The organism is Paenibacillus sp. FSL R7-0652, assembly GCF_038595045.1.
Taxonomy (GTDB): Bacteria; Bacillota; Bacilli; order Paenibacillales; family Paenibacillaceae; genus Paenibacillus.
In genome coordinates, this window is sequence record NZ_CP152001.1 from 523,224 (window position 1) to 538,386 (window position 15,163).

At 46.8% G+C, this 15,163-nt stretch carries 11 protein-coding genes; all 11 read left to right on the plus strand.

Going from position 1 to position 15,163, the window contains the following annotated elements; all coding sequences use genetic code 11:
• The first annotated feature begins 44 nt into the window (after nt 1-44).
• Nucleotides 45-461: a pyridoxamine 5'-phosphate oxidase family protein gene (locus MKY97_RS02525; RefSeq protein ID WP_342553963.1), complete on the plus strand. Its 417-nt coding sequence runs from the start codon at nt 45-47 to the stop codon at nt 459-461.
• Between the two features lie 548 nt (nt 462-1,009).
• Entirely contained in the window at nt 1,010-3,238 is a 2,229-nt protein-coding gene (locus MKY97_RS02530) for a bifunctional 2',3'-cyclic-nucleotide 2'-phosphodiesterase/3'-nucleotidase (RefSeq protein ID WP_342556206.1), read from the plus strand.
• 219 nt (nt 3,239-3,457) lie between these two features.
• Nucleotides 3,458-4,522, plus strand: coding sequence for an EAL domain-containing protein (locus MKY97_RS02535; RefSeq protein WP_342553964.1), 1,065 nt, complete (start codon nt 3,458-3,460; stop codon nt 4,520-4,522).
• A gap of 182 nt (nt 4,523-4,704) precedes the next feature.
• Nucleotides 4,705-6,804 carry a methyl-accepting chemotaxis protein gene (locus MKY97_RS02540; protein WP_342553965.1) on the plus strand — a complete coding sequence of 700 codons (2,100 nt, stop codon included), beginning with the start codon at nt 4,705-4,707 and terminating at the stop codon, nt 6,802-6,804.
• A 170-nt stretch (nt 6,805-6,974) separates the two neighbouring features.
• A complete protein-coding gene (locus MKY97_RS02545) occupies nt 6,975-8,267 on the plus strand; it encodes an arsenic transporter (RefSeq protein ID WP_342553966.1) in 1,293 nt (430 codons plus the stop codon).
• Nucleotides 8,268-8,981: 714 nt separating this feature from the next.
• Nucleotides 8,982-9,914, plus strand: a complete 933-nt coding sequence (locus MKY97_RS02550) for a phosphate ABC transporter substrate-binding protein PstS family protein (protein ID WP_342553967.1) — start codon at nt 8,982-8,984, stop codon at nt 9,912-9,914.
• 145 nt (nt 9,915-10,059) lie between these two features.
• On the plus strand, nt 10,060-10,968 hold the full coding sequence (pstC, locus tag MKY97_RS02555; protein ID WP_342556207.1) for a phosphate ABC transporter permease subunit PstC: 909 nt from the start codon (nt 10,060-10,062) through the stop codon (nt 10,966-10,968).
• Between the two features lie 2 nt (nt 10,969-10,970).
• The gene (gene pstA / locus MKY97_RS02560) at nt 10,971-11,858 is read left to right on the plus strand and encodes a phosphate ABC transporter permease PstA (RefSeq protein ID WP_342556208.1); all 888 of its coding nucleotides are present in this window, start codon (nt 10,971-10,973) and stop codon (nt 11,856-11,858) included.
• Nucleotides 11,859-11,871: 13 nt separating this feature from the next.
• A complete protein-coding gene (gene pstB / locus MKY97_RS02565) occupies nt 11,872-12,627 on the plus strand; it encodes a phosphate ABC transporter ATP-binding protein PstB (protein ID WP_342553968.1) in 756 nt (251 codons plus the stop codon).
• A gap of 320 nt (nt 12,628-12,947) precedes the next feature.
• Complete coding sequence (locus MKY97_RS02570; protein WP_342553969.1) at nt 12,948-13,670, plus strand: response regulator transcription factor; 723 nt, start codon at nt 12,948-12,950, stop codon at nt 13,668-13,670.
• Nucleotides 13,667-15,163 (plus strand): HAMP domain-containing sensor histidine kinase, encoded by a 1,497-nt coding sequence (locus MKY97_RS02575; protein WP_342553970.1) that lies wholly within the window; start codon nt 13,667-13,669, stop codon nt 15,161-15,163. Before MKY97_RS02570 ends, MKY97_RS02575 begins: the two co-directional genes overlap by 4 nt.

Below are 15,163 nucleotides of genomic sequence, written 5' to 3' on the forward strand. Positions count from 1 at the left end.
GCACAATTTGTCAAACACTCCCCAACCTGAAAGGAGCAACTCCCATGAACCAGAACGAATTGGAACAAAACATTGTGAAAGCTTTGGAAAATAACCCGTTTTGCAGCTTTTCAACCGTAGAGAATGGCAAGCCGAAGTCTCGTTATATGGCTCTTTTCAATGATGGACTGAACATTCATCTGGCTACCAACCGCCGTACGCATAAGGTAGAAGAACTGGAGAAAAATCCGAATGTCAGCCTGCTGCTCGGTTACGAAGCTGGAGGCTCCAAGGAAGTGGTTGAGATCGAGGGTACATGTGAAGTAACCAAAAATGAGGGTCTGCGTGAGCAGGTATGGAATGATGAGTTAAAGGCATGGTTCGATGGACCTAATGACCCTAACTATGTCATTTTGGATATTACACCTTCCAGAATTGAATATACTGGCAAAGACCATGAACATCATGTATGGGAACAGTGATTCATTCTGACATTATTTCAGCAATTTCTTTGCGGAGCTCCGTTGTCAGATGACGAAGCCTGCTGCCCTATAATAACCGTGAATGCCTTCTCAAGGCTTCACGGTTTTTTTGGTGATATCGTATCAATGCAGCTTAGATCAGCTGGGTGTAATGGTGATGTAATATACGTAATTTAAATAAAATAACCCTAATTATTCCCTAAAATACTGCGGAAATTGTCGAATTTACGCATGAAAATGTAATTCTGACCAGGTATGTGCGGATAACGTAAAAATTAATGCTTTTCAACGGTTTAACATTACGTTATGATTTGGATGTAAATGACGCGCACAGATATGAATAGGTGTTCATGTGAGATAAACTAACCTGATGTCCATTAATGAATCTTCATTGGATTATCAGCACGCACAACCCATGAAATCTATTATTTTCTGTGCTTGTTGTTTGCGAATATGGCATGATTCGATGTACATAACCGGGAGGGGTTATTTTGAAGAAAAGCAAAAAAGTGTTATCAAGCCTGACTGCCGCTTTCGTTGCGTTAAACGTGCTTGCGGTATTTCCGGTACCTGTATCGGCTGCAGATGCGGCCAAAGTCAAATTGCGGATCATGGAGACAACAGACATTCATGACAACCTGATCAATTACGACTATTATTCGGACAAAGAGACAGATCAATATGGTCTGGCCAAAACAGCTTCGCTGATCAAGAAAGCTCGTGAAGAAGCGAAAAACAGCTTGTTGTTCGACAACGGTGACTTGATTCAGGGCAACCCGATGGGAGACTATGTAGCGAAGATCGATCCTCTGAAAAAGGGTGAAACTCACCCTGTATATAAAGCGATGAATCTGCTTGACTATGATGCAGGCAACATCGGTAACCATGAATTCAACTATGGTCTCGATTTCCTTGACATGACGCTGGAGGGAGCTAACTTCCCTTATATTAATGCCAATGTCTATGTGGACGATGGTGATCAAGATGAAACAAACGACAAAAACTATTTTACCCCATACAAAATTTTGGACAAGAAAGTTACGGATGAAAATGGTAAGGAGCATACCATTAAAGTGGGTGTGATCGGCTTTGTGCCGCCGCAAATCATGCAGTGGGACAGCGCCAACCTGGAAGGCAAAGTAATAGCCAAGGATATTATTGCTACCGCGAAAAAGTTTATTCCGAAGATGAAAGCCGAAGGTGCAGACATTATCGTAGCGATTCCTCACTCCGGATTTGAAGATATTCCGCAAACCGACCTGATGGAGAATTCCGTGCTGTACCTGAGTCAAGTGGAAGGCATCAATGCCATCCTGTTTGGACATGCCCACAAAGTGTTCCCTAGTGCAGACTTCAAAGGTAAAAAAGGAGTAGATCTGGAGAAGGGTACAATCAACGGTGTTCCTGCTGTAGAGCCGGGCTTCTGGGGTGACCATCTCGGAATCATTGATCTGGATCTGGAGCAGGTGGACGGCAAATGGAAAGTGGTTGATTCCAAAACGGAAGCTCGTCCGATCTATGATACAGCAAACAAAAAATCGCTGGTCGATGCAGATCAGGCAATTGTTGATGCTGTCCATGACGAGCACGAGGGCACACTGAAGTATGTACGTGGTCCAGTTGGTGAATCGACAGCACCAATCAACAGTTTCTTTGCTCTGGTGCAGGATGACCCATCTATTCAGATCGTAACCAATGCACAGAAATGGTATGTAGAGAAGAAGCTGCAGGGTACCGATTATGAGAATGTTCCTGTCTTGTCGGCAGGTGCACCTTTCAAAGCGGGTGGACGTTCCGGTGCTTCCTATTACACCAACATTCCTAAAGGTACAATTGCGATTAAAAATGTGGCAGACCTTTACGTGTATCCCAATACGGTACATGCTGTAATGGTTAATGGTGCTGAGTTGAAAGAGTGGTTAGAATGGTCAGCAGGCCAATTTAACCAGATCCATCCAGCCAAAGGCGGTCAGCAGCAGCTGATTAACATGGATTTCCCGACGTATAACTTCGATGTTATTGACGGGGTAACCTATCAGATCGATGTCACTCAACCAGCCAAATATGACGGCAAAGCAGCGGTTGTCAATGCATCAGCAAGCCGGATCAAAAATCTGAGTTTTGAAGGCAAACCGGTTGATCCAGCACAGAAATTCATCGTAGCAACCAATAACTATCGTGCGTCTTCATCCAAACTGGCTAACCCGGATGGCAAACGTATCGTTCTGGCAGCACCGGATGAGAACCGTCAAGTCATTATCGACTATATTCGTGAAAACAAAACAATTAACCCCACAGCAGACGGCAACTGGTCATTGGCACCAATCCAGCCATCTGCCGGGGTAACAAAAGCACTGAATGACCTTGAAGTCGTATTTGCTTCTTCTCCAGATGCCAAAGATCTGGTTGAAGCCAATCCGGCAATGTCTTTCATTGGTACTAATAAAGATGGTTTTGCAGAATACGGATTGAAACTGACAGGTGAGGCAGCGACGCCAAAACCGGGAACTGATCCAGCTCCAAAACCCGAGCCAACACCAGAACCGAAACCAGAACCATCACCGGCGCCAACGCCGAAACCGACGCCATCACCTAAACCGCAGCCGGAAAAACCAGCTGTAAATACTAAGGTGGTGCATGTCGTGAAAAAAGGGGACAACTTGTACCGCATCGGCCTGAAGTATGGTGTGGACTGGCGTGTACTTCTAAAAACAAATCAAATTACAAATGTGTACAACCTGAAAGTTGGACAAAAAATTGTCATTCCTGCTTCATAGACTTTAATAATGGGTACAGAGGAAAGACTGGCAGTCATCAGACTGCTGGTCTTTTTTGTGAGAGAAGTGAATACAACTGTTTCTATAAACGTCATATAGGAAGTCATCAAAACAATAGAGATTAATTTCAACACGCATGATATACTATTTACAAACTTTGGGTATAAACGTGATAACATTAATGACGTACAGCTTGATAAACTGGCAAGGGGGTTCTACATGAATTGCAGTGGCTGCAGTCCGATCTATCCAATAGAGGGTCAAGGTACGCTGTACCTGCGTCCCGTCTCCCCTGCTTTGCTGGAAGCGCTGCAAACCAAGGGAAGGCATGTTGAATATTCAGAAGAGATGCTCTGGTTCCATTTTTCAGATGTGCAGGAGCTGCAGATTCGAATGGAAGAGATCGTTCATTTGGAGAGAATGTTATCCATTTCTCTTATGGCTCAGATGAGATCTGCTTCTGATGTTTTTGCAGGAGATGCTGATGGTGCATGGATCAACCTATCCATGCAGCACTCCAGAGTCAAACATGCCGATATCGTTTCCATCATTTTGGAACGCCAGTTTAGCAGTTATATGCAGCCGATCGTCGATGCCTCAGAGTGCATTATTGGATTTGAGTTTTTGCTCCGTCCGGCGGAACACGGAAGAGCTTTTAGTTCCTATGAATTGTTTGAAGTGGCACATGAAACGGGGCTGCACTCATTTCTGGACCGAACAGCTCGTATTAAGGCTATTGAAACCAGTGCGAGGCTCCTGCCTCGTGGTGTCAAACGTTTTGTTAACTTCCTGCCTTCCTCCATCTATAACCCCGAATACTGCCTGACACATACATTTGAGGCTATTGAACGCCTCTCACTGGACCCCAAGGACTTCGTCTTCGAGGTTGTGGAAACGGAACAGATTCAGCATCTGTCGACGCTGCAGCATATTTTTAAGGTTTATCGTGCTCATGGCATGTCGGTAGCATTGGATGATGTAGGTGCCGGGTATTCCACCATTGAGCTGATGAACCGGCTGGAGCCTGATTTTGTCAAAATTGACCGAAGCCTTATCGATCATTGTGATCAGGATCGCATCAAACAGCAGAAGATTGTGGACATTGTCCAGATGTCTAGTCAATTTGGCGGCAAAGTGCTTGCTGAAGGTATTGAACGGATCGAAGAATTTGATTTCTGTCGCTCGGTGGGAATTGAACTCGCGCAGGGCTATTATTTTGGGAAACCGGCAGCGTATCCTCCAGACGGGCCGTACTTGGGTGCATCGTATAAAGCTGTGAAATAAATCATGTTTTAACTTTATAGTACAGAACAGGCTGCTCCCAATAGGAAGCAGCCTGTTTGTCGTAAACCGCATTCTTATCAAATAAACCTCATTGTTAGCCGATATATAATATAAGCCAATAGAAGTTCAAAGTTTATACATAACAAAGAGAATGGCTTCATAAATACAAGGGGGAAAAACAAATGAACAAAATCCAGGAGCACAGACCTGAAAAAAGTGAGAAACCTGTCAAACCAGTCAAAGCAAAACCGAATATAAACAAAAAGAAGAGTAAAAAGAAGACTTTTGTCTGGAATATCAGAAATAAAATGCTCGTTTCGTTCCTGATCGTACTCTTGGTACCGAGTTTGGCGATTAGTATAGTGTCTTTGTATATCGCAGAAGATACGGTGCAGGGGCAGTTGAATGACAGTGCCGTGCAGAGTGTAAGTACGGCCAATAAAATAGTGGAAAGTCAGGTCAACAGCAAAATTTTTGACATTAATTTCTTCTCGGATTCACTCGAACCGACCTTGATCAAAGGAGAGAATGATAGTACTGAGCTTCAGGCCAAGCTCGCTCAGTATCTAGGGCTGCATCCAGATGCTCTTAATATTTTCGTAGGGACGAAGGATGGGGTCATGGTTCGCGGCAAGCCAACAGAGAGCAGTCTGCGAGGTGAAGCATATGATCCAAGAGAGCGGGATTGGTACAAGCTGGCGATGGAGAAGCCGGGTACAATTGCTGTTTCTCCAGTCACCCAAAATACAGACGGCACAGCCGTTGTGTTTATCTCTAGGACCTTAAAAGATCAATCCTCCGTGATAGGATTGTCACTGGACTTGACGAATCTGCAAGATCAGGCCTCTATCAAGGTCGGGAAAGAAGGATATGTTATTATCCTGGATGCCAACAAAAATGTTGTTGTTTCCCCTGTGCAGGAAGCAGGTACTAAAGAAGACAGTGCAGCTTTGGAACCGATGTACGAAAGTAAGGAAGGTCAATTCGACTATGTATACGAAGATCGCTCCAAAATGATGATTTTCTCTACCAATGAAGCCACTGGCTGGAAAATAGCAGGTACGATGTTCAAGAGCGAAGTCACCGACGCAAGCAAAGAAATTCGATTAGCTACACTCATCGTTCTTCTGGCTTCCGTATTTCTGGCTGTAATCTTTATTATCTGGTTTACTCGTTCGATGCTTCGTCCAATCAAGCGGCTTCAGGAATCAGCCCGTGCAGTGAGTAAAGGTGATCTGACCGTGAAGATGGATAGCAGACGTAAGGATGAGGTAGGTGAACTGGCGAAATACTTCGAACGTATGGTGGATAACTTACGGATGATGATTCTGGGCGTACAGGAAACGGCAGAGCAGGTATCCGCATCTTCGCAAGAGCTGTCTGCAAGTGCAGACCAGACAACTAAAGCTATTGAACATTCAACAATGGCTATTCAAGAGCTTGCTGAGGGTGCTGAGCAGCAGGTGAACAGTGTGAAGGACGGATCGGGACAGATGAGCCGGATGGCAGAGGATGTGCGTCTGATGTCAGAGCGCGTGCAATCCATTACAACAACAATGCGGGATACGTCGGGTGCAGCATCTTCAGGGAATAAAGCAGCGGGACAGGCTGTCGAACAGATGAACATCATCCAGGAGACTGTAGAGCAGTTAGGAAAAGTTGTTCAGTCCCTTAATACCCGTTCGGTTGAGATTGGCAGTATGGTTGACGTCATTGCTTCCATCTCCAAACAGACCAACCTGCTTGCCTTGAATGCGTCTATTGAAGCAGCCCGAGCAGGCGATGCAGGGCGTGGATTCGCAGTCGTGGCTGGTGAGGTGCGTAAGCTGGCTGAAGAATCCGGCAGTTCTGCAGCCCAGATTGGTGAACTTGTCCATAATATTCGTCAGGATATGGATTCGGCTCTGACAGCGATGAATGCAGCCCAAAGCCGGGTTGGTGATGGTATACAAGCTGTAAATACATCTGAACAATCTTTTGCTCAAATTCGTGAAGCTGTGGAAAATGCAGTCTATACGCTGGATGCATTGTCCGAAACGACAAAACAATTGGAGAGCGGTGCGTCTCATGTTGTTCGAACGATGACGGATATCTCGAACGTCACGCAAGAATCGGCGGCAAGCACCGAATCAGTATCTGCTTCTTCGCAGGAACAGCTTGCTTCCGTTGAGGAGATTGCGTCTTCTTCTGCTCATTTGAACAGCATGGCAGAACAGTTACAGGGACTGCTCGGTATGTTCAAAATGGTGGATGATCCTGCCAAAAACGACAACAAGTCTTGAATGTCGAAGGTCAATATCCTGTATTTGTAATATAGAAGAAAATAAAGATAGACAATCCTCCTGTGGGCCTGTATAAATATATCGTCTGGTTCTTACACGCAAGGCATGCGATGTATTTTAATTATGGAACGTCAATATAAACATGTTCAGTCAGGACAGCAGGAGGAACTATGGTATATGCAGCAATTTTAATATTTGTTTTGACGATCACGATGGTGATCTGGCAGCCTCGCGGCATTGGAATAGGTTGGAGTGCTTCAGGGGGAGCAATCCTGGCTCTGGCAGCCGGGGTAGTCACCCTGAATGACGCTTCGGATGTAGCTTCTATTGTATGGAATGCTACGCTGGCTTTTGTTGGTATTATTATGATTTCATTGATTTTGGACGAAACCGGGTTTTTCGAGTGGGCGGCCCTTCATATGGCAAGGCTGGCTGGAGGCAGCGGACGAAGGCTGTTCCTTTATTCCATTTTGCTGGGCGCGGCAGTGTCTGCCTTGTTTGCGAATGACGGTGCAGCGCTTATTCTGACACCGATCGTCCTGGCGATGGTTCGTGCGTTGAAGTTTGATGAGCGCATGGTACTGGCCTTTGTTATGGCGAGCGGATTCGTAGCGGATACCACTTCACTGCCGCTGGTCGTCAGCAATCTGGTAAACATTGTGTCTGCCGATTTCTTCGGCATTACATTTGTAGAGTATGCGGTGCGTATGATTGTGCCCAATCTGTTCTCGATTGCAGCGAGTACGGCGATGCTGTTTATGTTTTATCGCAAAAGCATTCCGCAGACTTACGATATCACCGCTGCCCGAGACCCGAAGGAAGCAATCCGTGATCCGCGTGTCTTCAAGATTGCCTGGTTTATGTTGGGTCTGCTGCTGGTCGCCTATGCTTCCAGTGAATTCCTCCCGATTCCCGTCTCCGTTATTGTAGGTGCGGTGGCGCTCTTATTCGGTATTCTTGCACGCAAGAGTGAAGCGGTAGATTTAAAGCGGGTGGTCAAAGAAGCACCTTGGTCCATCGTTGTCTTCTCGGTGGGCATGTATATTGTAGTATACGGTCTGCGTAATGCCGGGTTAACAGATCACCTGAGCAGCTGGCTGGATGCTGTAGCGAATTATGGTCTGCTTGCTGCATCACTGGGTATGGGACTGATGGCTGCTGTATTATCATCCGTGATGAACAACCTGCCAACAGTGTTAATCAATCTGCTTGCCATTCAGGGGACGCATACAGAGGGGATCTTAAGAGAGGCTATGATCTATGCCAATGTGATTGGTTCCGATCTGGGTCCGAAGATGACACCGATCGGATCACTGGCCACCCTGCTGTGGCTGCATGTATTGTCACGCAAAGGCGTGAAGATTACGTGGGGATATTACTTCAAGGCAGGCATCATCCTGACGGTTCCAACGTTGTTGATTACGTTGGCAGGACTAGCATTATGGCTGTGGATTTTAGGGTGAAGATATCGAGTTTATAATTTATAAGATAGTTATGATTCAAAGGGCTGTTTTCATCAGATGTGTTAAACACATCCGTTGAGACGGCCTTTTTTGCTTTTGTTCATATCTTTTCTCGGGACGAACCTTGTTTGAGTCAGGACTTCCATTGCTGCCACCCATAGCTGGAATCAAAGCTTTTGGAATTCCAACGAAGTGATCAAGTGCAGGAGACGGAATCGATTCTGTAGAAGCGAAGCGCTCGCCTTTGTCTCGGAATGTTTACATATGAAAAATAAAATCCATAACGATTTGGAGACAACAGCGATCGGAAGAATGATCCGTAACCGAAACGCCCAGCACGGAGTACTCTTTCCCCTGCCCCTCCCTTTTGGATGGGGAATCAAATGTTTTAGAAACAGATGAGCGCTGACGCAGCGGAGGCAACAGAACGATTGTGGAAAAGCGAAGCGCTCGCCTTTATCCCCGGATATAATCCTCTACATTATTAATCCAATATATTCGGGGATAACAGCGATTGAAACAACGTCCGTTCCCGAAGCGGCTGCCAGCAATCAAAAATATGTTTCGTATTTTATCCCCATTCATATTTTTAACATTGCGTTTACAAAACATTGATTTTCAGATGACATACCGAAATTACAATGATTAAAGAGTTGATGGTGATCACACAAATTCACAAAACGCCATCACTACATTGGGGGAGGAAAACAAAACATGTTTAAAAAGTTGCCGTTTATTTTGATGACCTTAACGTTCGTACTGGTGCTTGCAGCATGCGGATCGAAAAACGACGCAGGTACGACAAATGGAGCCGCAAGCAGTGGATCAGGAGAAGGTGCTGCTGCTGAACTCAGCGGTAACATTCTGGCTGTTGGATCAACAGCACTGCAGCCTCTGGTAGAGCAAGCTGGACAAAAATTTATGGCAGTTGATGAATATAAGAACGTAATGGTTCAAGTACAAGGTGGCGGTAGTGGTACGGGCCTGACACAGGTTTCCGAAGGACAAGCCACAATCGGTAACTCTGACGTTTTTGCAGAAGAGAAGTTGAAAGACGAAGCGAAAGCTAAAGAACTGGTTGATCACCAAGTAGCAGTCGTAGCCATCGCACCCGTAAGCAACAAAGATGCAGGTGTAACGGATCTGACGAAAGAACAACTGGTTGATATTTTCTCCGGTAAAATCAAGAACTGGAAAGATGTTGGCGGTAAAGACCAAGCCATCGTCATTGTTAACCGTCCAGGCAGCTCCGGTACACGTGCAACGTTTGAGAACTTTGCGCTTGGAACGAAAGTAGAAGATATTCAAGGTTCAATTCAAGAGGATTCTTCCGGTACAGTTAAGAAACTTGTAGCTGAAACGCCAGGAGCAATTGGTTATTTGGCTCTGTCTTACCTGGATGACAGCCTGCAAGTTCTGAAATATGGTGGTGTTGAAGCTACAGTCGAGAACGTAGAAGCAGGAACATATCCGGTATGGGCTTATCAGCACATGTATACAAAAGGTGAGCCGGATGCGGCAACAAAAGCATTCCTCGACTATATGCTCAGTGATGAAATCCAACAAAAAGACGTTAAGGATCTGGGCTACATTCCGGTATCCGGCATGAAAGTAAAACGCGATGCAGCAGGTAATGTGACTCAGTAACACGCTTTGGACTTGCGCATACAGCGAAAGAGGCGGACCCATGTCCTGCCTCTTTACGCGGTTTGCTGAATAACTTTCCCATATTTTGCACTAATTCCACTATAGAAGGATGGTTGTTATGGAACAGACCGAAGGGGGAACGGTGATGAACAGCAAGTTGAAACCACGCCGGCCCTTGAGAGAGAAACATTACTGGGAAGAGTGGACGGGACGGATTTATACGTCGATATGTGTCGTGTTCCTGATCGTTGTCATGTTTTCCATCGTATATTTTGTGGCATCCAAAGGGTTATCGACCTTTTTCCAGGATGGCATCAGTCTGCGTGAATTTTTATTCGGCAAAACATGGAATCCGGCAGGTGAGCCTGCAGTATATGGTGCATTGCCGTTTATCACGGGTTCATTCACAACCACCCTGCTGGCAGCTTTAATTGCAAGTCCACTTAGTCTGTGTGCAGCACTCTTTATGACAGAGATTGTACCCGGTAAAGGTAAAAAGATTTTGCAGCCTGCGATTGAATTGCTCTCCGGTATTCCGTCTGTTGTATACGGATTTATCGGTCTGAGTGTAATCGTTCCTATGCTGCGCAGTATTTTCGGAGGAGCCGGCATCGGAATTGCAGCCGGATGTCTGGTTCTATCCGTGATGATTCTGCCTACCGTAACCAGCATTATGGCTGATGCGCTGTCAGCTCTACCCAAAGGTCTGCGTGAATCTTCTTATGCGCTCGGTGCCACACGATGGCAGACGATCTATCGCGTAATCATTCCGACAGTACTTCCCGCTTTGCTGACAGGTATTGTTCTCGGTATGGCTCGGGCGTTCGGTGAGGCTTTGGCAGTACAGATGGTTATCGGTAATGCGCCGCATGTACCGCAATCCCTGCTCGAATCCGCTTCAACATTAACAAGTGTAATCACCCTGAGTATGGGTAATACCACGATGGGTTCTGTTCATAACAATGCATTGTGGAGCATGGCGCTTGTCCTGCTGGTAATGACCTTTGTCTTTGTCATTCTGGTTCGCCTGCTTGAAAGGAGGAACCGGGTATGAGAATGAAGCCAAAAACAGCGGATAAAATTGCAACAGTTGTCATCGTAATTCTGGCTCTCTTCATTGTTGTGCTTTTGCTCGGTTTACTCGGATTTATTCTGTTCCGGGGCATTGGACAGATCAACTGGCACTTCCTGACGAGTGCACCGCAATTGCTCAAAGGCGGCGGCGGTATCGGACCGCAGCTCTTTAACTCTGTATTTTTGCTCGTTCTAACATTGATTATTACGATCCCGCTCGGCTGGGGCGGAGGTATTTATATGGCGGAATACGCCAAACCGGGGCGGATTACAAGTTTCATTCGTCTGGTTGTCGAAGTATTGTCATCCTTCCCGTCGATCGTTATCGGTTTGTTTGGACTTTTGCTGATCGTCAATACGTTTGGCCTTGGTTTCTCCCTGTTATCGGGTGCAATGGCACTGGCCATATTTAACCTGCCGCTGATGGTCCGTACGACGGAGCAGGCCTTCCGGGCTGTTCCTAAAGAGCAGAAAGAAGCAGGGCTTGCCCTAGGTTTGTCCAAATGGAAAATCATTACGTCCATCCTGCTGCCTGTGGCACTGCCGAGCTTGATCACAGGGACCATTCTGGCCTCTGGCCGGATCTTTGGTGAAGCCGCAGCGCTGATGTTTACTGCGGGTATGAGCAGTCCGCCGCTGGACTTTACGGATTGGAATCCGACAAGCCCAAGGTCACCGATTAACCCGCTGCGCCCTGCGGAAACACTAGCGGTGCATATCTGGAAAGTCAACAGTGAAGGCATTGGGCCGGATTCCAAAGAAATCGCAGCAGGTGCTTCTGCCGTGCTGGTCATTCTGGTATTGGCTTTCAATCTGAGTGCACGCTGGATCGGCCGGGTGGTTTACCGCCGGATGACAGCTTCGAAATAAGGAGGAACCCTACATGGCCATACCATTTGGTACGGAACAGTTAAGCATATATTATGGGCATTTTCAGGCCGTGAAACAGATCAGCCTGACTTTTCCCGAAGCCAGTGTAACGGCCCTGATTGGGCCGTCCGGATGCGGTAAATCAACATTTCTCCGTTCATTGAACCGGATGAATGATGAGATTGCCGGTTCACGCACGGAGGGACACATCTGGATGGATGGTAACGATCTGAATGAGCCGGGTACGGATGTGATCAAACTTCGTCAGAAGATCGGCATGGTGTGGCAGAAGCCAAACCCTTTTCATAAGTCCATTTACAACAATATCGCATTTGGCCCCCGCTATCGCGGTACGAAGAGTAAAAAGGATTTGGATGAAATTGTGGAAAAAAGCTTGCGCCGCGCCGCGCTCTGGGATGAGGTCAAGGACAGGCTGCATGAGTCAGCCTTGGCACTCTCGGGTGGTCAGCAGCAGCGTCTCTGCATCGCACGCGCGCTGTCTGTTGACCCACAGATTCTGCTGCTTGACGAGCCAGCGTCCGCTCTTGACCCGGTATCGACGGGTAAGGTCGAGGAACTGATCTCGGAGCTGAAGCAGGAGCTGCGGATCGTTATTGTCACCCATAACATGCAGCAGGCGGCACGCATCTCGGATTATACGGCTTATTTTTATCTCGGCAGTCTGGTTGAACATGGGGAAACAGAACATATCTTTACCAATCCGGACAACCGTCTGACGCAGGAATATATTATGGGTCGTTTTGGATAACATCATAAGAAGAAGACGGAACCCCTGGATCAATGCATCCGGGGGCTTTTTGTGAATTCTGAATACTTGGGATTGTTTGCCAGATGGGAGAGGCCGTGCTAGGATAAATAGAAATCAATTATGTTTATACGAGTTATGAAGAGGCATTGTGATGTGATGTACTGTTCGGGCGTCCTGAAGTTCAGGGGGCTCTTTTTTGTTTTGGGGTACGATCTAACAATTTGAGGTACGTACTGTACTGTAATTATAAAGAAAGTATAAACTTTGCGGAATCATACGTATTCTTCGCTACACTTTAGTCATGGGAGGATGAAAGTGCAATGACAGACAAGGATAACATACTGCTGGTAGAAGATGACCCGGAAATTGCCCGTATTCTGATGGACCATCTGCGCCGTGAAGGGTATGCAGTGACCTGGGCGTCAAGCGGACTGGAGAGCTGGGAAGATTTCAAAAACGGACAGTATCATCTTGTACTGCTGGATCTGATGCTGCCGGAGATGGACGGATTTACAGTGTGTAAACATGTCAGGTTAATCAGCGATGTTCCGGTATTGATCATGAGTGCTCGTACGCAGGAGGAAAGCAAGCTGAAAGGTCTCGGCCTGGGCGCGGATGATTATATTACCAAACCTTTCAGTCTGGCGGAACTTACGGCTCGGATCGAAGCCCATCTAAACAGATATCGGCGGTATCAAGGGGGCCGCTCCGGTTCTCCATCCAATTCTGTTCTTCTGCAATACAATGATGGATTGACGCTTCACCCGTTAAATCAACAGGTGAAACTGCACGGTGAGGAACTGCAGCTCACGGGAAAAGAAGGAGCACTGCTGCTTCTTCTGGCTTCACATCCAAATCGGGCTTTCACGAAAACAGAAATTTACGAACATGTGTGGGGTCAATCGGCTGAAGGAAGCTCCAGCACAGTTACCGTGCACATCAAAAGTTTGCGAGCAAAACTGGGAGACGAGCCGCACCAGCCGCGCTGGATTCAAACCGTATGGGGAAGTGGTTATCGTTTTATCGGGGAGCGGGTCGAATGAGGCTGAAATATTGGCTGATGCTTGCTTTCCTGATTGTCATGCTGCTGCCTGTGGCAGCAGGCTGGGCCTTGTTTTCCTTATACAATTATTATGAGAATCAGCGTGCAGTAGGGGAGTATGTGGAGTTGACCGAACGCCTTGCTCCGATAGAGAAGGTGCTGAATGATCCAACGCTGTACTCACTGCAATCCCCGGGGCGTAATCAAACTCTATCTGCCCTTGCCAGCGAACAGCTGAGTTTCAATCTATATCTGCCCTCTGGTATTCGGGTCTACACTTCTGGCGGAAATGCTTGGTCAACAAGTGGATATACAGTAAGAAGCTCTGAATTATATCGGAACCTGTATAACCTGCAGATGCGCCATCGCACGTTTTCGCTGAAAAAACCGGTCTGGAATCAAGGGGAACTGGCAGGAATTTATGAAATAACGATGCTGCGTCAAGCTTGGCTGGAAGGATTATCGATTCGAACAATCTGGGTGATCAGCGGGGCAGTTGTATTCTTTGTTATCTTGTACGGAACGGTGTTGTGGTTGTTATCCCGCAAGCTTTTCTTCCCTATGAAGATGTTGATGAACAGGATGGACGCGTTTGCCCGTGGAGAAAGACCGGATGAGATAAGGGGCGGCGTTCGCAGTGACGAAATGGGTATGTTGTTACAGCAATTTGATGCAATGCAGCAGACCATCAGAGAGTCTCAGATGGAAGTGGAGAAGCAGCAAAAAGAAAAAGAGATGATTGTGGCTTCTCTGTCTCATGACCTAAAGACACCTCTGATGTCGATCAGTGCTTACGCGGAAGCACTCAGTATGGATACAGGCTCCAAACGATTAGAAAGACAGGAATATAAAGAGGTTATTGCTCGAAATGTGGAGCGTATGAAACGGATGATAGGAGAGCTTGAAACGTATACAGCACTAGGTTCTGGTGATTCAGAGCTGGCTATGGTTGAGGTAGAAGGAGAAGAGTTCTTCGAAATGCTGCTTGGCAGTTACAGAGAACTTGCGGAACGTGAAAACTACAATATGCGGATGTCTGTACGTACAAGTCACGATTACCGGGTTCATCCTGAATCACTGATGCGTCTGACTGATAATCTGGTGCATAATGCGCTTCGCTACACTCCGCCCCAAGGGAGTATCGGGCTCGCTGTAATTGATTCCGAAGCGGAACTGCCCGGATGGGTCGATCCATCCCTGGGCGCGGAACTGGATGCGTACAGAACCGGAGCAGCACTGATAGTCGTGCACAATGAAGGCCCTCCTATTCCGGCAGAACAGCTCGAGCGGATTTTTGAGCCGTACGTTCAATATCACAAAGAGCAGATGGGCGGTTATGCAGGAGGCTCTGGATTAGGATTAAGCATAGCGAGAAGAATCGCATTAAAACACGGAGGGGATATACGTATGTGGTCCTCTGAACAATACGGTACTGCAGCTGCTTGCCGATTGCCGGAAAGAAGGAACCCGGATGAAACACTGGATATAATCTAA